The 24157-nt window shown below is 33.1% G+C and carries 20 protein-coding genes; 13 read left to right on the top strand and 7 right to left on the bottom strand.

Annotated features, from left to right (window positions below):
- Nucleotides 1-117 precede the first annotated feature (117 nt).
- The 3 genes from EMN46_RS02640 to EMN46_RS02630 all read right to left on the bottom strand — a co-directional run bounded on the left by EMN46_RS02640 (nucleotide 118) and on the right by EMN46_RS02630 (nucleotide 3620).
- The gene (locus EMN46_RS02640; RefSeq protein WP_154199128.1) at nucleotides 118-1506 is read right to left on the bottom strand and encodes an aminopeptidase P family protein; all 1389 of its coding nucleotides are present in this window, start codon (nucleotides 1504-1506) and stop codon (nucleotides 118-120) included.
- Nucleotides 1507-1709: 203 nt separating this feature from the next.
- Entirely contained in the window at nucleotides 1710-2165 is a 456-nt protein-coding gene (locus EMN46_RS02635; RefSeq protein ID WP_154199127.1) for an Lrp/AsnC ligand binding domain-containing protein, read from the bottom strand.
- Between the two features lie 165 nt (nucleotides 2166-2330).
- Nucleotides 2331-3620: a DUF5103 domain-containing protein gene (locus EMN46_RS02630; protein ID WP_154199126.1), complete on the bottom strand. Its 1290-nt coding sequence runs from the start codon at nucleotides 3618-3620 to the stop codon at nucleotides 2331-2333.
- A gap of 185 nt (nucleotides 3621-3805) precedes the next feature.
- Here EMN46_RS02630 and EMN46_RS02625 point away from each other — a divergent pair, with 185 nt between their 5' ends.
- The 7 genes from EMN46_RS02625 to EMN46_RS02595 all read left to right on the top strand — a co-directional run bounded on the left by EMN46_RS02625 (nucleotide 3806) and on the right by EMN46_RS02595 (nucleotide 10993).
- Nucleotides 3806-5161: a Na(+)-translocating NADH-quinone reductase subunit A gene (locus EMN46_RS02625; protein WP_154199125.1), complete on the top strand. Its 1356-nt coding sequence runs from the start codon at nucleotides 3806-3808 to the stop codon at nucleotides 5159-5161.
- A gap of 24 nt (nucleotides 5162-5185) precedes the next feature.
- Nucleotides 5186-6370: an NADH:ubiquinone reductase (Na(+)-transporting) subunit B gene (locus EMN46_RS02620; RefSeq protein ID WP_154199124.1), complete on the top strand. Its 1185-nt coding sequence runs from the start codon at nucleotides 5186-5188 to the stop codon at nucleotides 6368-6370.
- A 113-nt stretch (nucleotides 6371-6483) separates the two neighbouring features.
- Nucleotides 6484-7191 (top strand): NADH:ubiquinone reductase (Na(+)-transporting) subunit C, encoded by a 708-nt coding sequence (gene nqrC / locus EMN46_RS02615; RefSeq protein WP_154199123.1) that lies wholly within the window; start codon nucleotides 6484-6486, stop codon nucleotides 7189-7191.
- Between the two features lie 7 nt (nucleotides 7192-7198).
- Nucleotides 7199-7840, top strand: coding sequence for an NADH:ubiquinone reductase (Na(+)-transporting) subunit D (locus EMN46_RS02610; protein ID WP_154199122.1), 642 nt, complete (start codon nucleotides 7199-7201; stop codon nucleotides 7838-7840).
- A 20-nt stretch (nucleotides 7841-7860) separates the two neighbouring features.
- The gene (gene nqrE / locus EMN46_RS02605) at nucleotides 7861-8478 is read left to right on the top strand and encodes an NADH:ubiquinone reductase (Na(+)-transporting) subunit E (protein ID WP_154199121.1); all 618 of its coding nucleotides are present in this window, start codon (nucleotides 7861-7863) and stop codon (nucleotides 8476-8478) included.
- A gap of 139 nt (nucleotides 8479-8617) precedes the next feature.
- Nucleotides 8618-9877, top strand: coding sequence for an NADH:ubiquinone reductase (Na(+)-transporting) subunit F (gene nqrF / locus EMN46_RS02600; RefSeq protein WP_154199120.1), 1260 nt, complete (start codon nucleotides 8618-8620; stop codon nucleotides 9875-9877).
- A 111-nt stretch (nucleotides 9878-9988) separates the two neighbouring features.
- Complete coding sequence (locus EMN46_RS02595; protein WP_154199119.1) at nucleotides 9989-10993, top strand: FAD:protein FMN transferase; 1005 nt, start codon at nucleotides 9989-9991, stop codon at nucleotides 10991-10993.
- Nucleotides 10994-11126: 133 nt separating this feature from the next.
- Here the strand turns inward: EMN46_RS02595 and EMN46_RS02590 are convergent, their stop codons facing one another.
- Nucleotides 11127-11372 carry a hypothetical protein gene (locus EMN46_RS02590; RefSeq protein ID WP_154199118.1) on the bottom strand — a complete coding sequence of 82 codons (246 nt, stop codon included), beginning with the start codon at nucleotides 11370-11372 and terminating at the stop codon, nucleotides 11127-11129.
- Between the two features lie 213 nt (nucleotides 11373-11585).
- On the opposite strand from EMN46_RS02590, the gene EMN46_RS02585 reads away from it, so the two are divergent.
- The 3 genes from EMN46_RS02585 to EMN46_RS02575 all read left to right on the top strand — a co-directional run bounded on the left by EMN46_RS02585 (nucleotide 11586) and on the right by EMN46_RS02575 (nucleotide 15393).
- Nucleotides 11586-14021: a thiamine pyrophosphate-dependent enzyme gene (locus EMN46_RS02585; protein WP_154199117.1), complete on the top strand. Its 2436-nt coding sequence runs from the start codon at nucleotides 11586-11588 to the stop codon at nucleotides 14019-14021.
- 166 nt (nucleotides 14022-14187) lie between these two features.
- Nucleotides 14188-14493, top strand: coding sequence for a septum formation initiator family protein (locus tag EMN46_RS02580; protein ID WP_154199116.1), 306 nt, complete (start codon nucleotides 14188-14190; stop codon nucleotides 14491-14493).
- A gap of 183 nt (nucleotides 14494-14676) precedes the next feature.
- Nucleotides 14677-15393, top strand: a complete 717-nt coding sequence (locus EMN46_RS02575) for an energy transducer TonB (RefSeq protein WP_154199115.1) — start codon at nucleotides 14677-14679, stop codon at nucleotides 15391-15393.
- Nucleotides 15394-15454: 61 nt separating this feature from the next.
- Here EMN46_RS02575 and EMN46_RS02570 read toward each other — a convergent pair whose 3' ends face one another.
- The 3 genes from EMN46_RS02570 to EMN46_RS02560 all read right to left on the bottom strand — a co-directional run bounded on the left by EMN46_RS02570 (nucleotide 15455) and on the right by EMN46_RS02560 (nucleotide 18729).
- Nucleotides 15455-15814, bottom strand: a complete 360-nt coding sequence (locus EMN46_RS02570; protein WP_154199114.1) for a DoxX family protein — start codon at nucleotides 15812-15814, stop codon at nucleotides 15455-15457.
- Between the two features lie 193 nt (nucleotides 15815-16007).
- Nucleotides 16008-17216 carry a PAS domain-containing sensor histidine kinase gene (locus tag EMN46_RS02565; RefSeq protein ID WP_229130244.1) on the bottom strand — a complete coding sequence of 403 codons (1209 nt, stop codon included), beginning with the start codon at nucleotides 17214-17216 and terminating at the stop codon, nucleotides 16008-16010.
- Between the two features lie 139 nt (nucleotides 17217-17355).
- Nucleotides 17356-18729: a sigma-54 dependent transcriptional regulator gene (locus tag EMN46_RS02560; protein ID WP_154199112.1), complete on the bottom strand. Its 1374-nt coding sequence runs from the start codon at nucleotides 18727-18729 to the stop codon at nucleotides 17356-17358.
- A 519-nt stretch (nucleotides 18730-19248) separates the two neighbouring features.
- Between EMN46_RS02560 and EMN46_RS02555 the strand changes: the two genes are divergently transcribed.
- The 3 genes from EMN46_RS02555 to EMN46_RS02545 all read left to right on the top strand — a co-directional run bounded on the left by EMN46_RS02555 (nucleotide 19249) and on the right by EMN46_RS02545 (nucleotide 23816).
- On the top strand, nucleotides 19249-21597 hold the full coding sequence (locus EMN46_RS02555; RefSeq protein WP_154199111.1) for an ABC transporter permease: 2349 nt from the start codon (nucleotides 19249-19251) through the stop codon (nucleotides 21595-21597).
- Nucleotides 21598-21621: 24 nt separating this feature from the next.
- A complete protein-coding gene (locus tag EMN46_RS02550; RefSeq protein ID WP_154199110.1) occupies nucleotides 21622-22305 on the top strand; it encodes an ABC transporter ATP-binding protein in 684 nt (227 codons plus the stop codon).
- Between the two features lie 239 nt (nucleotides 22306-22544).
- The gene (locus EMN46_RS02545; protein ID WP_154199109.1) at nucleotides 22545-23816 is read left to right on the top strand and encodes a hypothetical protein; all 1272 of its coding nucleotides are present in this window, start codon (nucleotides 22545-22547) and stop codon (nucleotides 23814-23816) included.
- Nucleotides 23817-24157: the final 341 nt, after the last annotated feature.

Below are 24157 nucleotides of genomic sequence, written 5' to 3'. Positions count from 1 at the left end.
GTTTCCATACACTAATACTCATCGGTAAATATACACATTTTTTAACTTAATTAACTATAAAAAAAGAGGTATCCCACTTTAGGACACCTCTTTAATTTGTATTTAAATAATGATTTCTTACGAAAGCACAGTATTTTCAACCTCTTCAACAGTAATAGGAATTCTCTTTCCAATTAGCTGACAACCAGTTTCTGTAACTAATAAATCGTCTTCAAGACGAATTCCACCAAAATCACGATACTCATTTACCTTATCGTAATTGACAAAATCTAAGAATTTATTCTCTTTGTGGAATTTATCGATCAAAGCTGGAATAAAATAGATTCCTGGTTCGTTAGTAATCACAAAACCTGGTTTTAATTCCTTACCCAATCTTAAATTGGCAGTTCCAAATTGAATAGAACGTTGAATCTTATCATCGTAGCCTACGTAATCCTCACCCAAATCTTCCATATCATGCACATCTAAGCCCATCATATGTCCTAAACCGTGAGGCATAAATAAAGCATGTGCTCCAGCTGTTACAGCTGCATTTACATCACCCTTCATTAAACCAAGTTCTTTTAATCCTGAGACAATAACTTTACACACTTCAAGATGAATAGAACGATAATCAACACCTGGGCGAGTTAATGCTGTTCCTTTATTATTAGCTGCTAAAACAATCTCATAAACATCCTTTTGCTTTTTAGTAAATCGACCTCCTACTGGAATAGTACGCGTATTATCAGATGCATAATGTGTATCGGTCTCAGCACCACAGTCTACAAGTAGTAAATCTCCATTTTTAAGCAAGTTTCCATGTGCATGGTTATGAAGCGTTTCGCCACGCTTCGAAATAATAGCAGGAAAAGAGAACATACCGCCTTCACGAAGACTTATAGCTTCTAATTCACCAGCTATTTCTCTTTCATAAACACCTTCATGAGCCATTTTCATTGCTTTAACATGAATTTTGTACCCAGCCTCAGCAGCTCGTTCAAGTTCTTTTATTTCACAAGGTTCTTTTATTTCACGAAGCGCAACAATTGCTTTAATCAACTCTTCGGAAACATGAGCTTTAATATCAGCTGGTTTAACTCCAACTAAATCTTCTAATAATATTTTATTTTCGGCACGATACACAGGTAAAAAGTGAATTTTACGACCTGCAGCCATGGCATCAGCAATAAATTTATTCAAGTCAGAAAAAGGAGACGTTGCTTGTACACCAACCTCGGCTGATTGATCTTTTACAGATTCTTGTGGTCCCATCCAAATAATGTCATCGATATCAACATCATTTCCAAAAATGTAATCCTTATTATTATCAATATCGCAAACACCTGCAAACCCAGGGTGATCTAAACCGAAAAAATACAAGAAATTACTATCCTGACGATAATGATAAATATTATCAGGACAATTCATTGGAGCATCTGGGTTACCAAGGAATAAAGCAATCCCATCTTTAATGGAATGACGCAATTTTTCGCGTCGGTTAATGTAAACGTCTTTTGAAAACATAATATGTTGTTTTATGATATAATAATTAAAGTCTCAACAGGTTCCACATCTCATTAATCACAAAATGCTTTTCTGTGAAAACACACGAAAGTTAAAAATTTACTTGGAATATTCCTTATTAATAAAGCTTAATAGAAAGCTTATAACAAAAAAAAGACCTTCTCTTTGAGAAAGTCTTTTGAATATATTTTTAACTGTTTTTTTTACAATTCCACTTCTCTATCAATAAGCTGATCTAAAGAAATAAAAGTTTCTGTCTTAGAAACGCCAGGTACATTTTGAAGTGTATTAATCAAAACATCCATAAGATGTTGATTATCTCGGCAAAGCATTTTCACTAAGAAAGTAAAATTGCCTGTTGTAAAATGACATTCAATAATTTCAGGGACAGCCTCAATTCGTTCTACAACCTGTTTGTATTGATGAGCATGATCTAGAAAAATGCCAACATAAGCACAAACCTCATAGCCCAAAGCTCTTGGTTTCACAATAAATCTGGATCCATCAATTACACCAGCATCTTCGAGTTTTTTTACTCTTTGATGAATAGCAGCACCCGAAATTCCACATTCCCTAGCAATTTCTAAAAAAGGAATACGCGCATTCTTTATCAAGTATGATAATATTTTCTGATCAACCTCATCTATTTGAAACTTCATTCTATAATTTTTATAGCTATAAACAAGCCTAACAATACCCGTTACCAATTACAATTCATTACTATAAACACAAATTTAGTAATAATTCATAAGCAATACCTCTTAAATTTGTGTTTTTTACAAATTTAGAACGAATACAAGGAAGCTATAAAACATATCACTTATTTAAAAATCTTTTGTTGAATTCAAAGTCTTAAACCCAATCAAGCGGTCATAGTTTTTTCCAATATCATGGTAATATACATAAATTGTGTAATCATTTTCGGTTTGCCAATGGCTGCCCTCTATATAATTTATATTAGGATGATCCTTTCCATTCTCAAGCAAAGCATACATGTAGTTATAATAACCCTGTTTCAAATAAATACTTTTCTGATACACTCCTAAATCGTAATTGTAAGTCATTTTATTTCCATCGTTACATTCCCAATTATTAAAAGCGCCATAAACATACATCACGCCATGTTTCAATTCATTTTCGAAGGGAAGCGTAAAAATTACATGTGCATAATCGGCTTCTGTGTTCGGATCTCTTCTCTCGTCAACAGCTATTGTAGATATACCATTATTATCTCTCCTATAAATATAAGGTGCAAATTGCTGAATCTTACCAGGACTTAATGTCACAAAGGTTTCTTCATTTACATTTTCAACAGAACGAATATAAATAGACTGATACCTAAAACTTTTCAAATCAAAATAATGAAATTCATTATTCCCAGGAAAAACATATGCCTGATTATCATCGAAAACCAACTCATCTTTTCGAATAAAAACAGGCTTTACTTTCATCTGACTTCCATCACACCTATCATTCTGACGTAAAATAACAGTTAAGTCCGAGTATGGATTATCAATCGTAAAATTGGGATGAAAAATACTAAATAGAACCTCTTGATGGGTTTTTCTTCTTGCCATATCAATAGGATCCTTCACTTTCCCTATTAGTTCAACCTTGGAATCTAAAATCATAAAGCGCTGTCTTAAAACAACATTTTCAGCATCAAAGTCCTGAAAAACCTCCAATATGTAATTTCCTGACAATTTGAGCTTTACATCCTCGTTTGGTAACTTTAAAGAATAATGCACATAATCAACATTCGTATTAAAAGAGAACTCATAATCTTGAATTTGATTTTCAGAAAAACCATCCAAAAAATCAAATTCACTTAATTCTGAAGATTTCCAATCGGAGTCACAATGAATTATTCGATATGAATAATCCTGAATATCTTTATCAATTTCATCAAATGAAAATTGAAGCTGATTTTGACTATTCAATTCAATAATAGCAGGAGACAACTCCCACCCCACGGGAAAACACTGAACAGTATGAATGCTTTCTTTTAATATTTCACTTTTGTACACACCTGCCACTTCAGAACCTAAAAGACTTGAACAACAGGAGATACAGAAGACTAAAATTAAAAATACCCTTGAAATAAACTTGATCATTGGCTTATCTATATGTGATGTTTATAAATATGTAAGATTACTACAAATATATGAAATTGCTTTATATCTTTGTTTTCGATTTTCCAAGACAATCTATTTGTTTCTATAAGTTGCTTATTCAGCATTAGAAACAAACTTGGATCAAATTAATTTTCAAACAAATTAACCAAATCAAATAGTTTAACATGTCTGAAGTTATAAAGATCAAAAAAGGCTTAGATATTAAGCTGGTAGGAAAGGCTGAAAAAGGACTTGAAAAGGCTGATCGTTCTGAGACATTTGCAATTAAACCTACTGACTTCCCTGGACTTACTCCAAAATTAAAAGTAAAGGTTGACACTCGAGTTAAAGCAGGTTCTGCTTTATTTTTCGACAAGTATCGCCCTGAGATTAATTTTGCATCTCCAGTTAGTGGTAAGGTTGTTGCCGTGAATCGTGGCGAAAGAAGAAAAATTCTTGAAGTCATTGTCCAATCTGACGACGAATTGCAATACGAGGAATTCAAAAAAGCTAATCCTATTAACTTATCTCGCGATGAAGTTAAAGAGGAATTGTTAAAATCAGGTTTATGGGCTTTCCTTCGTCAACGTCCTTACGACGTTATTGCAAACCCTACTGATACACCAAAAGCAATTTTCATATCTGCTTTCGATTCAGCACCTTTGGCTGCTGATTTCGATTACTTAGTTGAGGGTGAAGCTGAAGCTTTCCAAAAAGGGCTTGATGCTTTAACTAAACTTACCGATGGAAAAGTTCATTTGAATATCGATGCGAAGAAAACACAATCTAAGGTTTTCACCGAAGCAAAAAATGTTCAAATCAACAAATTCACAGGTGTTCATCCAGCTGGTAATGTAGGTATACAAATACACAAACTTGATCCTATTAACAAAGGTGATGTTGTTTGGGTTATTCGACCACAAGAAATTCTGTTTATAGGTCGTTTATTCGACAAAGGAATTTACGATGTGAGTTGCAAAATTGCACTTACCGGTTCCGAAATCAAAAAACCAACATACTACGCTACCCTTTTAGGTGGTTCTGTTCGTAATATTCTTAAAGGTCAACTTAAAGATGACGATAAGATTCGTGTTATTTCGGGTAATGCTCTTACAGGAACTCAAATTCCTGAAGATGGTTTTCTTGGGTTCTACGATTCTCAAATCACAGTTATTCCTGAAGGTGACAATTATGAGTTCTTAGGTTGGGCACTTCCTGGCTTAAAGAAATTCTCTATGTCTAAAACATTCTTCTCTTGGTTAAGTCCAAACAAAGAATATCGCTTAGATGCAAACCTACATGGCGAGCACCGTGCTTTCGTTATGACTGGAGAATACGGTAAAGTGTTACCTATGGACGTTCTTCCGTTACAACTGATTAAATCCATCATAATTGAAGATATCGATCAAATGGAGCAATTAGGAATCTACGAAGTAGCTCCTGAAGATCTTGCTTTGTGCGAATTTGTTTGTACTTCTAAAATTAATGTACAAGATATCCTTCGTCAGGGAATTGATCTGATGATTAAAGAAATGAGCTAAGAATAAAACGGAAAACTATTTATAATGAAAGCACTAAGAAAATTTCTTGATAAAAAGAAACCCTTATTTCAAGAGGGTGGGAAGTTTGCAAAGTTGCAGTCCTCATTTGAGGCTTTTGAAACTTTCCTATACGTCCCTAATATAACGTCACATAGTGGTACCCACATAAAAGATGCTATCGATTTGAAGCGTACCATGTCGGTTGTTGTATTAGCTTTAATTCCAGCTTTATTGTTCGGAATTTATAACACAGGTTACCAGCATTTTCTTTCACTTGGACAACTTGCAAATACTGAATTTTTAGATATTTGTATTTATGGTTTAATTCAAATACTACCTATTATCGTTGTTTCATACGTAGTTGGTTTGGGTATTGAATTTGCCTTTGCTCAAATGCGTGGTCACCAAGTAAACGAAGGCTTCCTGGTTTCAGGTATGCTTATTCCTCTAATTATGCCAGTAGGAGCTCCTCTTTGGATGGTAGCTGTATCAACTGCATTTGCAGTAGTTATTGGTAAAGAGGTATTTGGTGGAACAGGAATGAACATTTGGAATCCAGCTCTTGTAGCTCGTGCCTTTTTCTTCTTTGCCTATCCATCAAAAATGTCTGGAGAATCTGTATGGATTGCTGAAAAAGCAGATAGCTTTTCAGGGGCAACGCCTTTAGCACATGCTGCTAGTTTAGTAGATGCAACAAAACCTGCTGCTGATCTTATTTACAATACACATCTTTCAAATACATGGGATATGTTTGTAGGTTTAATTCCAGGATCAATTGGAGAAACGTCTACAATTGCCATTTTAATTGGAGCAGTTATTTTATTGGCTACAGGCATTGCAAGCTGGAAAATCATGACTTCTGTATTTGTAGGTGGTTTTGTAATGGGAACAATCTTCCATTTAGTAGGAGGTAATCCTTATATGGAAATGATTCTTCCATGGCAACACCTAGTTATGGGTGGTTTTGCTTTTGGAGCTGTATTTATGGCAACCGATCCAGTATCGGGTGCTCAAACAAATACAGGTAAATATATCTATGGTTTCCTTATTGGTTTCCTTGCTATTTTAATTCGAGTATTAAATGCAGGTTTCCCTGAAGCCATGATGCTAGCTATTCTTTTCATGAATACTTTCGCTCCACTTATCGATCATTATGTGGTTCAAAGCAATATCAAAAAAAGATTAAAACGAGTTAAGGTAAGTGCTTAATCAAATAATCAAATTGAAGATGAAACGAGCCATAAACGAAAAAATATCAGATAAAACACTGATAAAATATGGTCAGTTCCATGTGGCAATTAAAAATATAAATTATTAATCACATGAATACTCAAAGCAATACATATACATTTCTCTATGCCTCCATTTTGGTAGTGCTAGTTGCTGCGGTTCTTTCTTTTACAGCATTGCAACTAAAACCACGTCAGGCAAAGAATAAAGAAATTGAAAAGAAACAAGACATTTTAAAAGCAGTAAATGTTGCTTCTACTCCAGAAAATGCTGAAGAGCTATACAATCAATACATTGTAAAAGCTATTATAGTAAACTCTGATGGTGGAATTACTTCTGAAGATAAAAATGCAACCTTTGATGTTGACCTAAAAATAGAGAACAGCAAAAAAAATGTAGCTGAAAGAAAACTACCTATTTTTACATTTAACAAAGAAGGTTTAGGTGAAAAATTAATTATTCCTATTCGTGGTAGAGGAATGTGGGGACCTATTTGGGGATACATCTCTATGGAACCAGATGGAAAAACTATTTATGGTGCTACCTTCGGAAATAAAGGTGAAACACCAGGTTTGGGTGCCGAAATTTCAAAAGCTGAATTTCAAAAACCATTTACAGGTAAGCAGATTTTCGACGAAAGTGGAAAATTCACCTCTTTGAAATTGGTAAAAGGTACTGCACAAGGTCACCCTCATCAATTTGATGCGGTTTCTGGTGGTACGGTTACCTCAAAAGGTTTAGAAGCTATGCTTCAAGATAACCTAAGTAGTTATGAAAAGTTTTTAAAATCTTCTAAATAAGCACGATATGAGCGATAAAGAACCTTTATTCTCCGCTAAAAATAGGAAATTGCTGAAAAACCCTTTGGGAAGCGACAACCCAATTACCGTTCAGGTATTAGGAATTTGTTCAGCTTTAGCGGTAACAGCAAAATTGGAACCCGCAATAGTGATGAGCCTCTCGGTTATGGCCGTATTGGCACTTGCTAATGTCATTATTTCGTTAATTCGAAACACAATCCCTTCACGTATACGTATCATTGTTCAACTTGTAATTGTTGCAGCATTGGTAATTGTAGTGGATCAAATATTAAAAGCTTTTGCTTACGAAGTAAGTAAACAATTATCTGTATTTGTTGGTTTGATTATCACCAACTGTATTATTATGGGACGTTTAGAAGCATTTGCCCTTGGAAATAAACCTTGGCCAGCTTTTCTTGACGGTATTGGTAATGCAGCAGGATATGGTTTAATCTTAATTATCATTGCTTTCTTCAGAGAATTATTAGGATCTGGAACACTTTATGGTTTCAAAATAATTCCTCAAGCATTTTATGATATGGGATATCAAAACAACGGTCTAATGATTCTTCCTCCAATGGCATTAATCACTGTAGGAATTATTATTTGGGTACAGAGATCTCGTAACAAATCTCTTATTGAATCCTAACCTTAAAGAAAAATCGAAACATGGAAAATCTGATTAATATATTTATCAAGTCGATTTTTATCGACAACATGGTGTTCGCATTCTTCTTAGGAATGTGTTCCTACTTGGCAGTTTCAAAAACAGTAAAAACATCAGTTGGTTTAGGTATCGCTGTCATTTTTGTTCTTGGAATTACCGTTCCTTTAAATTACTTATTAAATAAATACGTTTTAGTTAGTGGAGCTCTTACTTGGATAGATCCTTCATTTAAAGATGTTGATTTAAGCTTTTTAAGCTTTATCATGTTTATTGCAGTAATTGCGTCACTCGTTCAGTTGGTTGAAATGATAGTTGAAAAATTTGCTCCGGCACTTTATTCATCTTTAGGTATCTTTCTTCCTTTAATTGCTGTTAACTGTGCGATATTAGGTGGATCTCTTTTTATGCAAGAAAGAGACTATGGTACATTAGCTGAAGCAACTACATTTGGTATTGGATCAGGTATTGGTTGGTTTCTTGCCATTATAGGTATCGCTGCAATTCGCGAAAAAATTCGTTACTCAAATGTTCCTGCTCCTCTTAGAGGTCTTGGAATTACATTTATTGTAACAGGATTAATGGGAATTGCTTTTATGAGCTTCATGGGTATTAAACTTTAAGTTCAAGTTAATCAAGAATTATAAATTACGAATTAGAAATTTAAAAAAGTCTAAAAATTTTAGAATGATACTTAATCTAAGTACTTATAAATACTTTAGTCACTTTCAACTTTTTTCATAATTCTAAATTAAAATAGAGATGATATTATTAACTACACAGGCAACTGTTATTACCATAAGCATACTAGTATTCTTATTGGTAGTCCTGATTTTAGTTTCTATTCTTTTGTTTGCAAAGCAGAAACTAACTCCATCAGGTGAAGTAACAGTTGATATCAATAACGGTGATCAAAAATTGGTCGTAGAACCAGGTAATACCCTTCTAAACACTTTAGGTGCTGCTAAAATCTTTTTACCATCAGCATGTGGTGGTGGCGGAACATGCGGAATGTGTAGATGCCAGGTTACTTCAGGAGCAGGTAGTATTTTACCTACTGAGACAGGATTTTTCACCAGAAAAGAAGCATTGTCCGATTGGCGTTTAGCTTGTCAGGTAAAAGTGAAAGAAGACATGAGCATGATAATTCCTCAAGAAATTTTAGGAATTAAGAAATGGGATTGTGAAGTGGTTTCAAATGGTAATGTGGCAACCTTTATTAAAGAATTTAAGGTTAAACTTCCAGAAGGTGAAATTATTGATTTCAAATCAGGAGGATACATTCAAATTGATGTCCCTAAAATCGAGGTTGATTTTAAGGACATGGATATCGAAGAAGAATATCTTGAAGATTGGAAGAAATTCAAGATGTTTGATCTTAAAATGACGAATCCAGAACCTACTTATCGTGCTTATTCAATGGCTAACCATCCTGCTGAAGGAAATATAGTCATGTTGAACATTCGTATTGCTACACCTCCATTCGATCGTGTAAACGGTGGTTGGATGAAAGTGAATCCAGGAATCTGTTCTTCTTTCATCTTCTCGCGTAAACCAGGTGATAAAGTAACTATTTCGGGTCCTTACGGTGAATTCTTCATTAAAGAAACGAATAATGAAATGATGTTTATTGGTGGTGGTGCTGGTATGGCTCCAATGCGTTCTCACATCTTTCACATGTTTCATACTGTGAAAACAGGTCGTAAGGCTACTTTCTGGTATGGTGCACGTTCTTTAAAAGAAGTATTCTATGCAGATCAATTTGATGATATTGCAGCTAAATTTCCAAATTTCGAATGGCACTTAGCTCTTTCTGAGCCTCAGCCAGAAGATAACTGGAAAGGGCTAACTGGATTTATTCACCAAGTTATTTACGATAACTATTTGGTAAATCACGATGAACCAGAAGATATCGAATACTACTTATGTGGACCTCCTATGATGAATTCAGCTCTTACAAGCATGCTGTACGAATTGGGTGTACCAGATGAGATGGTTGAGTATGACGATTTTGGAGCATAAATATGATAAAGCCTCGATTTTTTTCGAGGCTTTTTTATGTCCTATAGCAAGCAAGTTTTTTTTACCTTTATATTCTATTATTATTCAAATATAATTTGAACTTCAATTGTCATGTTTAAAAAAATTCAAATACTCCTATTAGTCTCTCTATTTTTAGTTAGCTGTCAAAGCTCTAAAAAGGAATATCAGTTTAATGAGGGATATATATGGGGCACCATCTATCATATTATATACGATAATCCTACGGGTAAAGACTTAAACGATGGGATTAAAATAGTAATGAATGAATTCGACCATTCTTTGTCAACATACAAATCCAACTCTATTATATCACGTGTTAATAACAACGATTCAACAGTTGTTCTCGATCATTATTTCAAAACAGTTTTCAAGCGTGGTTCAGAAATATCTGAGGCAACCGATGGTGCTTTTGATATGACTATTGCTCCTTTGGTAAATGCATGGGGATTTGGATTTAAGAACAAACTAGATCCTAAAGATATCCCTGTTGACAGCTTGCTACAGATGGTTGGCTATAATAAAGTCAAACTCATCAATAATTGTATTGTTAAAAATGATAATAGAATCATGTTCGACGCCAGTGCCATTGCAAAAGGTTACGGTGTAGATATTGTTGCTAAATTTCTTGAAAGCAAAGGAATATCTAATTATATGGTTGAAATTGGTGGCGAAATTAGAGTTAAAGGCCTAAGCAACAAAGATAGATTATGGCGAGTAGGCATAGACCGACCAATTGATGATCCTCAAGTTAAAAATAGGGAAATTCAAGATATCTTAAGCTTACCCAATGGTGCTATGGCAACTTCCGGAAATTATAGACAATTCTATATTAAAGATGGGAAGAAATATGCACACACGATTGATCCTAAATCAGGTTATCCTGTGCAACACAGCTTACTTTCAGCTTCAGTTATAGCTCCAGATTGTATGACTGCCGATGCTTATGCTACTGCTTTTATGGTGTTAGGATTAGAAAAGAGTAAAACAATTGTAGAAAACAATTCCAATTTAGAAGCTTATTTCATTTACACTGATGCAAAGGGTGTTTATCAAACCTACTCAAGCAAAAAGATAAAAGAAATGATTATGAAGTAGAGGTAAAAATAATATCAAATTCAAATAACAAATCCCCACTTTAACGAGTGGGGATTTCTTAATTTAAACCGAAATATTTTTTATTTATATAAGCAAATTTCTTTCAATTATTAGAAAAACAAAGCCTTGTGTTTTATAAATTGCTAAATACTTTTTCTAGAATTGTATCCTTCTTATACCTTCCTTTTTTAAAGGCTTTAGCTTGTTCTAACTTATCTTGAGAAGTAGCACAACTGACACCTTCTTTCTTTAAAAATTCCGTATTTCCAATATGTGTTTCTGGAAATTGCCCGTTTTTCTTGACAAGAATCGAAATTGCAAAACCAATAAAACCTATTCCCAATAAAACGACACTAATAATAATGAGCTTTAAAATCATGATTTCTTATATTAATATTTAATGCAAAAATACCATTTCATTTATACATTCCAAACTATAAAAGACAAAGAAGTCTTAAATATTCATATAAAGCCTTCTCATTTAGAATAAATCTAACTAAATTTGTGAGACTTAACAAAATACGCAACAAAAATCTAATAGAATACAAGCGTGTACAACTTATGTTTCTATTAATCATTATCTAAAGTGAATATGTCAGAAATATATAAAACAAATTCAAAAAAAGAAATTTCATTCGATGATTTTAAAAACGAAGTCTTAGAAGATTACCGAATTGCAAATATAAGTCGGCAACTAAGTCTTTTGGGTCGAAAGGAAGTTCTCACTGGGAAAGCGAAATTTGGAATTTTTGGAGATGGCAAAGAGTTAGCTCAAATAGCTATGGCCAAAAACTTTAAAAATGGCGATTGGCGATCGGGTTACTATCGTGATCAAACTTTTATGCTTGCAGCTGGGATGTTAACGCCTGAAGAATTTTTCGCACAACTTTATGGTGAAACTCAGCTAGATAAAAATCCAGGTAATGGTGGTCGTTTAATGAATAACCATTATGCTTCAAGAAGTTTAAATGCTGATGGAACTTGGAAAAACTTAACAGAACAAAAAAACTCATCTGCTGATATATCTCCTACTGCAGGACAAATGCCACGTCTTCTGGGTTTAGCTTATGCTTCTAAACTTTTCAGACAAAACAAAGATCTACACAAGTATCCAGAATTTTCGAATAAAGGTAACGAAGTTGCTTTTGGAACAATTGGAGACTCTAGTACATCTGAAGGTCATTTTTGGGAAACAATAAATGCCGCAGGGGTTTTAAAAGTGCCTATGGCAATAAGTGTATGGGATGATGCTTGGGGAATTTCAGTTCCAAACAAATACCAAACAACCAAATCAAATATATCAGAAGTTCTTAAGGGATTTGAAATTGATGAAAATGGTGATGGTTACCATATTTATAAAGCTAAAGGGTGGAATTATCCAGAACTTTGTAAAATGTATGCCGAAGGTATTCCCCAATGTCGTGAAAACCATATTCCAACATTATTCCACGTTGTGGAAATGACGCAACCTCAAGGACACTCAACTTCTGGATCGCACGAACGTTACAAAACAGAAGAACGTCTTAAATTTGAAGTTGAATATGATCCTATCAAAAAAATGCGTGAGTGGATTCTTGATATGGAAATTGCTAACGAAGAGCAGTTAAATTCTATTGAAGAAGATAGTATCAATATCGTAAAAGAAGCTAAAAAGAAAGCTTGGAAAACCTATATCACACCGATTAAAGAGGAACGAGACAAACTCGTTGAACTCATAAAAGCATCTGCTTGTAATTGTAATAAAACAGAGCGCATCGATTCGATTGTAGACAACTTAAAAAAAATTATTCATCCCAATAGAAAAGACAATCTTAGTTCTGCAAAAAAGATATTACGCCAAATTTGCAAATCGTGTGCAAAATCCAAACCCCTAAAATCTCAACTACAACAGTGGTTAAAAGATACTCTTGAAGAAAATAATGAACGCTACAGTTCGCACTTATACAGTGAAACAGATAAACAGGTTTCAAAAATTCCTGAGGTTAAACCCATATATTCTGATACGTCTAAAATAGTAAATGGTCGAGAAATTCTTCGCGAAAATTTTGATCAGCTATTTAGCAAATACCCTTTATTATTAACTTTTGGTGAAGATACTGGCTTTATAGGCGGTGTTAACCAGAGTTTAGAAGGTATGCAAGCCAAATATGGTGCGTTGAGAGTTACTGATACGGGTATTCGAGAAGCTACAATTCTAGGACAAGGTATTGGCTTAGCCATGAGAGGTTTGAGACCAATTGCTGAAATTCAATATTTCGATTACTTATTGTATGCTTTACAAACAATGAGTGACGATTTGGCAACACTACAATACAGAACTAAAGGTGGACAAAAAGCACCTGTTATTATTCGTACTCGAGGACATCGTCTTGAAGGTATTTGGCATTCGGGTTCTCCTCTAAGTATGATAATTAATTCTATTCGAGGTATTCACGTTTGTGTTCCACGCAACATGACTAAAGCTGCAGGCTTATATAATACCCTTATGGAAGCAGACGAGCCTGCTTTGGTTATTGAACCTCTAAATGGTTACAGACTTAAAGAGAAGATGCCTGATAACCTTACAGCATTTAAAACGCCACTTGGAATTCCTGAGATTTTAGAAGAAGGAACAGATTTAACTTTGGTAACCTATGGAGCTTGTGTTAAAATTGCAGAAGACGCAGTTAAACAACTTAAAGAATTTGATATATCAGTTGAGCTTATTGATGTACAAACCCTTCTCCCTTTCGATATAAACCATATGATTGTTGAATCGGTTAAAAAAACGAATCGAGTTGTTTTCTTCGATGAAGATGTGCCTGGTGGAGCAACAGCTTTTATGATGCAAAAAGTGCTAGAAGAACAGAAAGCCTATTTTCATTTAGACTCTGAGCCAATAACAATAACAGCTAAAGATCATCGTCCGGCTTATGGCACAGATGGAGATTATTTTTCGAATCCTAATGCAGAAGATGTCTTTGAAATTATTTACGATATAATAAGAGAAAGTGAGCCAGACAAACATTTTTCTATCTATAAAGTCTAAACATTTTCTTAATTAATATCATAGGGGCGTTGATAATAATTATCAACGCCTTTTTTTGTCAGAAAACTTAGACACATCACTTTATATGACAAAAATGAAAATCAATATCATAACAAAAAAATATTTTCGCTAATTTTAGGCAATAGAACTAATAGAGAATCTTAAAATGGATAAATCGAAAATCAAATCACAACTAATTAAGTTTTTTAGCAATAAATTTGTGATTACCTCACTAGTCTTCTTTGTATGGCTGTACTTTTTCGACCAACATTCAATTTGGGAACGAAAAGAATACAAACATAATATAGAAGCACTTAGTATAGAAAAAGCTTACTATTTGACGAAAATAAAAAAAGATAAAGAAAGAATACATGAGCTAAAAACGAATCGTGGAAATTTAGAGAAATTTGCTCGCGAACAATATCTCATGAAAAAGAAAGACGAAGACATTTTTATAATAATTGAAAAGTAATAATTTTCAATATTGCTCTTTTTTTTGTACTTTACAGTATCAAGCTAAGTGACCGTACGAATACGTAACTAAAAATTTATCGTATCGTATAACAACGAAAGGGTTCTTTATGAATTGAACCAACCTTAACCTCTGAATTGCGATTTATTTGAGATTATATTATAAACTTAAAAGATCCTAGCCATGTTACCTAAAAAAGGACAAAGTGCAGATTTAGAAAAGAAAAAAAGCTTATTCTTCGAAATAGGACTAGCCATAGCTCTATTATTAGTTTTAATTGCCTTTAAATGGCAAGTTCCGTATGAAGAAACTGAAGAAATTATAAATTATCAGGAACTTAGCGATGTGGACGAGATTGTTCCAATAACTAGGCAAGAGCCTGAAAAACCAGATATAAAACCTCCAGTACAAGTCAGACTTCAGGATGTAATTACCATTGTAGAAAATGATTCAGAAGATACGCCTAATATAGAAATTAAAGATGATCAAATTTCTGAAGATTCTGAAATTGAAATTAAGACAGCGGAAGTAGCTTATGAAGAGGAAGAGATTGACGAAACAGAAGTTTTTGTTGTCGTTGAAGAAATGCCAATTTTCCGACCTGATATTTGCAAGACAATGACAGAAGGCAATATCGAACTTAATAAATATATACATAATAACATTAAGTATCCTGTTATAGCACAAGAAAATGGAATTACGGGTCGTGTTTTCGTTAGCTTTGTTGTTGGACGAAAAGGCGAGATAAAAGACATAAAAATTTTAAGAGGAATTGATCCTTCACTTGACAGAGAAGCTATTAGAGTAATTAAAAATCTGCCAGCTTTTTCGCCAGGGAAACAAAGAGGTGTACCCGTTCAGGTAACCTATTCAACAGCTATTAATTTTATTCTACAATAAATTTATATCATTATCTAAAATAAAGGTTGACAAAATTGTCAACCTTTATTTATTGTGTCATTTAAGCAAAAATCTTTTTATCATACCTGTATGAAATAATCAGAAGTACAATAGCAACAATTGCAGGTAAAAACGCACCATCATTAATAAGCAAATGAGCAGACAGAGCTAGTACAAAATCAAAAAAGAAACCTGCATAAGCCCATTCCTTTAGAAACTTAGATTTTTTTGTGAGAATAGCAATTAGCCCCAATATTTTAGCTGCTGCTAGCGGGTAAATAATATAAACAGGAAAGCCTAGCTTGACAAAGGTTTGACTAACCATTTCGTAATTAAAGATATACATTGAAGCAGACATCAACATTAAAGCAGATAGCAAGCCTGTTGCAATCCAATAAATAATCTTATTCCTCTTTTCCATCACCAATTTATATTTATTAATACTAATTCTAAATAAATATATTCATTTTATTCTGATACACAATGAAGTATAGTCACCAAATAAAAGTTCTAGATGATAAGTTGGTCATTAAAAAAAAAAGAAAAGGGCAAGAGAAATTAACTTCACTTACCCTTATTCATTATTAAATTATCCTGATTTACCTTAACATAGCTTAAAATGTTAAAGTAAAAGTTGTTTTCTCATTGGGTACTGAATTAGCAGTAATAGTTCCGCCATGTAAACGCAAAATTTGTTTAGAAAGCGCCAAACCAATTCCCGATCCTTTAGGTTTAGTTGTAAAGAAGGGAATAAAAACTTTATCTAAAACCTCTTGAATAATACCTTGTCCATTATCGATTAACTGAATGGAAATACGACCTCGTTTGTTTAGATAAGCTCGTAATTTCATCTCAGGATTTTCTGTAAACTCTAACGCATGAATTGAATTCTTTATGAGATTAATCAAAACTTGTTCAATGAGTAACTCATCAGCCGAAAGTTCAATAGACTCAGGTTCAACCTCAATAACACACTTAATATTTCGACTATTTATTTCTTCTTTCATCAACAAATGAATACTATCGAAAAGTTGTTTAACGGGAAAAATACTAAAATTTGGATTGGGGATCTTAGTTAAATTTCTGTAAGTATCAACAAAATGTAATAAACCTGAGCTTCGTTTTTGTATGGTTAAGAGAGCCATTTTTACTTCAGAAATTGTTTCCTGATCATTTTCATCAAACTTACTCGCATTGCTCATACCAAAATCATCGAGAATTGTTGTGAGAGTATTCGACAATGAAGAAATGGGTGTAATTGAATTCATGATTTCATGAGTTAAAACCCGAATTAGCTTCTGCCAAGATTCTATTTCCTGTTCTTCAAGTTCGTACTGAATATTCTTGATTGAAACCAAGATAACGTGTCTATCATTTATCTTAAACTCTGTTGCATAGATTGCCAACTGAAGAATATCGTCATTATCGTTAACCTTAATCAGCGTATTCTCCCCATGTCGAAGTTTCAAGAGAGCCTCAACAAACTCGGGACTAAAATTCTCTAGATCTTTTATATTATTAAGATTACTTACCTGAAAGAGTTTCTTAGATGCATTATTTATCATCTCGACGGAACCATCTCTATGGAAAGCAATCAAAGAAATTCCAATGTGTTGAATGACTGTTTGTAAATAGAAATAATGTTCCTCCTTCTCTGCCCTTATTTTCTGAAAATCAGAAATAACAGCATTGAAAGATTCTTGTAATTTATCAAAAGAATTACCCAAACCTTGCACCTTAAAATTTCGGGTAAAATCAGAATAACGAATAGACTCCAAGAAGTTCTTAAGTAGTCTATTTGTCTTTTCGACATACTTAATCATATCGTATATCTGATATACAATGACGAGAAAAATAAGGCTTGCGGTCGTATAATAATTATTCTTTGTTAATATGAAAGCAAACAAAAAAATAGTCGCAGTTAGGGCTACTATTCTTAAAATAAAATTGAGCCTGAAACTTTTATAAACCATATTTTTCTAATCTTCGATACAAGGATGTTCTAGTTAAACCAAGTTCTCCGGCTGCTTTCGATATATTTCCCTGATTGGTTTTTAATACTTTCTGAATAATATTTTTCTCTACTTCTTCCAAGTTATAACTATCAAGCTCCATATCAGTTTGTTGCGAATAACCTGTATTAATTTGAAAATCGTTTGGCTGCAAGTTATTATCATCAGCCATAATAACAGCACGCTCCATTAAATGCTGAAGTTCACGCACATTACCTGGCCACGAATAATCGTACAATTTATTGATACATGCCTTAGAAAGCTGTCCAAAATGCTTCTTATATTTTTTAGCATAAATTTGCAGAAAATGATCAGCAAGTAATGGAATATCCTCATATCTTTCATTCAATGCTGGTAAATTAATCTCTACTGTATTAATACGATACAATAAATCTTGTCTGTAATTTTCTTCTGCTACCATTTGAAGAATAGGCATATTTGTCGCACAAATCAATCGAATATCAATAGGAACTGGCTTATTTGAACCAACACGTATAACTTCTCTCCTTTCTATAACAGTAAGTAATTTGGCTTGCATTGGTAAAGATAAGTTACCAATCTCATCAAGGAAAAGTGTTCCTCCAGATGCAATTTCAAAACGCCCTGGACGATCTGTTCTAGCATCGGTAAAAGCGCCTTTTACATGACCAAACAGTTCGCTCTCAAATAGATTCTCATTAATTGAACCTAGATCGACACTTACAAACACCTCATCTTTTCGTGAGGAATTACGATGAAGTGCTCTAGCTACTAACTCCTTACCTGTACCATTCTCACCTAAAATTAGAACATTTGCATCGGTAACCGCCACTTTTTGAATCGTACCAAAAACTTGTTGCATTTCTGATGACACACCAATAAAATCGTTAAATGGCTGATCGAGAACAGCATTTAGTTCTTTCTGCTTGGTTTTCAATTGAGTAACTTCCTCTTTTGATTGTCTAAGCTTAATAGCCGAAGAAATTGTTGCAATCAACTTTTCATTTTGCCAAGGTTTAAGAATAAAATCAGTAGCTCCAGCTTTGATTGCTTTTACAGATTTCTCAATATCTCCATAAGCAGTAATAAATAAAACAACAGCTCTAGGATCAATTTCAATAATCCTATTCAGCCAATGATAACCCTCTTGCCCACTAATAGCATCCTTTGTGAAATTCATATCCAAAAGAATTACATCATAGTTTTCCTGCTTCATCAACTTAGGAATCAACTCAGGATCCGATTCGGTATGAATAAACTCGACATGCTGTTTTAAAAGCAACTTCAAGGAAAATAAGATATCCTCATTATCATCAATTGCTAAAATTCTCCCAATTTTACTCATTGCTTTTCTATTAAATATATCGTTTACAACAAAACTCAACAATCTTTAAATTAGAGCATTGAATTAACATCTTCAACTTATATGTTCGTATTCGTACATCAAGATAAAACTAAAAATTCAAAATCGAAACTTAATTGTACGATTTCGTACAACTATTGTTACAAAACCGTTCATTATCAATCAACTAAAGGGTACCGCCAAAGACATTATCTTCTGATATACAACAAATAAGATGCTTTGGCATAAAAATAGCTATTATAGCAGTTCGTACAGAGCTAAGTCGCAATAGTAAGCTGGATTATTTTTCATTTTGAATTCAATCCCTAAATTTTGAAATTAATAAATCAAAATAGAAGCAACCCAACTTCAATTAAACACATGCTCAAACAACATTTATAACTAAAATTAATGTTATTTTAAAGCCGCCAAAACCGCTGTTTAAGTTAAAAAAATAGCGGAATTAAAATCTAAAAAAAACGAAACGATCTTCAACAACCAATATACCAAACGAATTAATTAATGCTCAAAATATTCTTAAATACAATTTTCAGAAAGCTATATCTCCAAAAAGGATATTCACTTATCAATATTTTGGGTTTAGCTACAGGAATAACTTGCAGCATACTTATTTTACTTTGGGTTCAGTACGAACTAAGCTTTGACTCATTTCACGAAAACAAGGACAAGCTATATGCCGTTTACGAAAATCAATCCTATGCAGATGGAGAAACATTTACAGTTTATTCTACGCCTGCACCACTTGCAGAGAAACTAAAAAAGGATATTACTGAGATTGACAAAGCAACAAGGATTTCAAAACCATGGGGTAAATTAATGCTTAGCTCTGGCGGAGCAACATATATGGATGGCTCTGGTTTATGTGTAGATCCTGATTTCTTTAAAATGTTCAGTTTTCCCGTTCTTCTTGGCGACCCCAATTTACTTATGCCAAATGAAAGATCAATTGTTATAAGTGAGAAAATGTCGAAGAAATACTTTGGTGAGACTAATCCTTTGGGAAAAATTATAAGTATAAATTCAAATTTTGAATATCGTATTAGTGCTGTTCTTAAAGATTCACCTAAGAATTCATCCTTCTATTTCGAATACTTATTGCCCTTTAATTTTATTAAAGAAAACTGGGAGTTCGATCTAAACAATTGGGATTCCCATGCGTTCCTAACGATAATACAAGTTAAAAACAACTCATACATTCCTAATCTGGAGACTAAGGTTAAACCTTACATTAAACAAAATATTGAATATTCTAACACCGATTTAGCTCTTCAGCCATTTTCGGACTACCATCTGCATTCAATAAGTGGTAAAAAGCTAAGTCCGATTCTTTATGTACATATTTTTGCATTAGTAGCCTTTATTATTCTTTTAATTGCTTGTTTCAATTACATGAATTTATCAACAGCTCGTTCTGAACGCAGAGGAAAAGAAGTGGCTGTAAGAAAAGTTGTAGGTGCTCAAAAAAGAGGTTTATTTGCTCTTTTCATGGCAGAATCGGTACTCATTAGTTTATTAGCTTTCGGCTTGGCACTTGTTTTAGTCGAACTACTTCTACCCTTTTTCAAAGAATTAACACAGAGAGATTTATCTTTAAACTTATCAGATCCTAATTTATTATTATCCTTTATAGGTATTGTATTGTTTACGGGATTTATATCAGGTAGTTACCCAGCACTTTTCTTATCTTCTTTCAAACCGATTAGAATATTAAAGGGCAAATTATATAGCGATTCCAACCTGTTTCGTAGACTTATGGTGATTACTCAATTCACAATTTCAGTTGGCCTAATAATTTGTACAAGTGTTATTTACAGACAGCTAGACTACTTACAAGACAAAGATATTGGCTATCAAAAAGATAATATCATTTACATTGAGATGATGGACAATTTTCAGGACCAGTATTCCAAATTAAAAGAAAGCCTAATAAAAATACCTGGTGTCGTAAAAGTAACGGCTGCCAATCAAATGCCAATTAACTTTTCAAATGCAACATCTGATGTCAGTTGGAAAAATAAACCCAAAGATGACGAAAGTGTCTTATTCCAATTAAGCTTCGTAGACTATGATTTTATTGAAACCTTCGAGATGGAAGTGATTGATGGAAGAGGTTTTTCATCAGAACAAGGCGTTGACAGTTTAAAACTCATTATTAATGAAACAGCTGCTGCAGCGATGAAAATGAGTGATACAATTGGTGAAAAAGTAAAAATATGGAATTACGATGGAGAAGTAATCGGCATCGTTAAAGATTTTAACTTTAACAGTTTACAAGTTGGTGTTAAACCATTAATCATGCTTATTAGTTCTGATGAATTTAAATATATTGCAATTAAAACAGATGGAAACGAACAACCAATCATCAATAAAATTGGCGAAACCTGGAAAACATATTATCCTAGTATTCCTTTTAAATATCGCCTTTTAAGAGATGATTTTTCATATCTATACAAAGCTGAATCGCGGATGAGTTCTATATTTATTTCTTTCACTCTAATTGCGCTAATTATATCTTCACTAGGATTGTTTGGCTTATCATCTTACATTATAGAAAAGAAATACAAGGAAATGGGTATTCGAAAAGTTTTTGGAGCTGAATTTCAAGATCTATTCAAATCTTTCCTTATTCGCTTTTTAAAATGGATTCTATTAGCCAACTTAATTGCTTGGCCAATCTCTTATTTTCTAATGCAATGGTGGCTAGCTGGCTTTGCATATAGAATTCACATTTCTTGGCTAGAATTTATAGGAGCTGGTGCTCTTTCAACTCTTATTGCATTTTTTACTGTGTTCTATCAGAGTTATAAAATATCATCTATTACACCTATAAAGGCTATTAGACACGAGTAAGTCTTAGAAAAACTTCAATATATCATGATAAAAACAAATAACTTAGTGAAAAAGTTTAGAACTGACGACGTAGAGACGACAGCTCTAAATAATGTGAACCTAGAAATAAACGAAGGTGAGTTTGTTGCTATTATGGGACCATCGGGATGCGGAAAATCGACACTTTTAAATATACTAGGTTTATTAGACACCCCAACAAGTGGAGAACTATTCTTTAACCAAGAACAGGTTGAACATTATAGTGAACGTCAGCAAACCAAGCTACGTAAAAACAATATTGGTTTTGTGTTCCAAAGTTTTAATTTGATTGAAGAGTTGACCGTTTATGAAAACATTGAACTTCCATTACTCTACATGAAAGTATCTAGTTCTGAACGAAAAAGAAGAGTTAATGAAGCATTAGAGAGAATGAAAATTACACATAGAGCTAAACATTTTCCACAGCAATTATCGGGAGGTCAACAACAAAGAACGGCAATAGCTCGAGCAGTAATTACCAATCCCAAATTAATTTTAGCTGACGAACCTACGGGCAACCTAGATTCAGCTAATGGAGAAGAAGTTATGAATCTGCTAACTCAGCTCAACGAAAATGGAACAACGATTGTTATGGTAACACATTCCCCTTCTGATGCCGATAGTTCTAACCGCATAATTCAACTATTCGATGGGCATATTATTACTGAAAATATGAGACAAAAACTCTAAGCTTAAAACAAATCAGAACATAACTACAAAAGAATTTTTCTGAGAAAAGCTTTATTGAATTAATTCGTCTCAATTTCTCTAGAAAAAGCCAAGCATTTAAACTCAAATCTTCAAACTAACTTAAATTTCGAGTAAGCATTCTTCTTCATTTTATAAAGATTTTTTTATTTCAATTAACCTGTAACTTTTGAGCAAACTAATCGTTTTATAAACAACATGAATTATAATGCTTGCTTACAATGAAAACTAATCAACAAATTCAATCTTGGCGTAATCACTTTGTTTTAATAATTATGATTACTGCTTTAACGGCAATAACTAAGCCTCTTTTAGCTCAAAATGAGTGTATGTTATACGGAAGTATTACCACAATAGATGGTAACACTTTTGAAGGTCCTATAAGATGGGGAAAAGAAGAAGTTTTTCTGTCCGATATTTTCAACTCTGAAAAAACATCAAATCCGTATCTTAAATATTTAAACAAATCGAATTTCAAAACAAACTACAAATCTTCTACCCGTTCTAACAGAGACAGTCATGTTAATATTTCTATTAAATATCGAAATAATAAATCCGATAATCTAGACAGAAAATTTCAGTGCCGTTTCGGCGATATAAAATCAATAAGCATAATAGGAGAAACAAGTGTTGACTTAGAACTTAGATCAGAAAAACACATTACTTTAGTTGGTGGCTCAAATGATATAAATACGAGAATCTCCATTTTAGATAATGAGTTAGGTCTTCTTACTTTGAATTGGAATAAAATTGATATGATCAAATTTTTTCGTCCAATAAAGAAAATTGCTGACTCTTTTGGTCAAGGTATTTATGGAAAACTGACAACAACTCAGGGTGTATTTACAGGTTTCGTTCAGTGGGATCACGATGAACGCCTGTTAGACGATAAACTGGATGGGAAATCTACTGATGGAAATCTCAAAATCCCATTTAAAAAAATTAGAACCATTACTAAATTAGAAAATAGCTGCTTGGTCAAACTTATTTCAGACAGAGAACTGGAACTTTACGGAACAAATGATGTAAACTCTAGCAATAAAGGCATCATTATGAATCTGCCAAATATTGGTCAAGCCGATTTCAATTGGAAACACTTTATTTCTTTTGAAATTATTGACGCATTAGCTCCCGAATCTCTGTGCGACACATCATTCCCTGATAGCGAGAGATTGTATGGAAAAATAATAACTAAATCAGGAAAAGAACTTGAAGGCGTTATTGTTTATGATCTCGATGAAGCAATGGATTCCGAATTACTTAACGGCTATAACGATGATATCAAGTTTTCGATTCCATTCAGAAATATAAGAAGTATAAAACCTATGGCAGATGATTATGCTCAAATCACGCTTAAAAGTGGAGAACAATTATTTTTAGGCGATCAAACTGATGTTTCATACAAAAATGCAGGAATTCTTATCTTCACTTCCTCTGAAAACTTCAATATTTTCAAATGGGATGAGATCAAAAAAATTATTTTTATCGATTAACAAATCGTTTCAATTAAAAAAACAACAAATTAAAAGTTCAACCACATGATACTCACAACATCGAGTATCATGTGGTTTTTTATTTCTCTATAGTAAGGAAAATCTCACGAAACGCTAGTAAACGTAATACTCTCAAAATGAACTATAAAAGTAAAAGAAATGAAATTTATTTAAATTATATTAAATAATTTAAATAAAACTTATCGTTTATGCTCACAATCAGAACTTAAAAAAAATGTATATGTTAATAACAAAAACATTATAAATAACACCCTTATTTTTCCATTAGTCATGATTTTCATGCTTTTTACAATTAATTAACTTATTTTTACGTCACATAC

The sequence above is a fragment of the Ancylomarina sp. 16SWW S1-10-2 genome (assembly GCF_009669305.1).
In the GTDB taxonomy this organism is placed as follows: domain Bacteria; phylum Bacteroidota; class Bacteroidia; order Bacteroidales; family Marinifilaceae; genus Ancylomarina.
The sequence above is the reverse complement of the archived record's forward strand: the minus strand, read 5'-3'. Positions and strand labels throughout refer to the sequence as shown.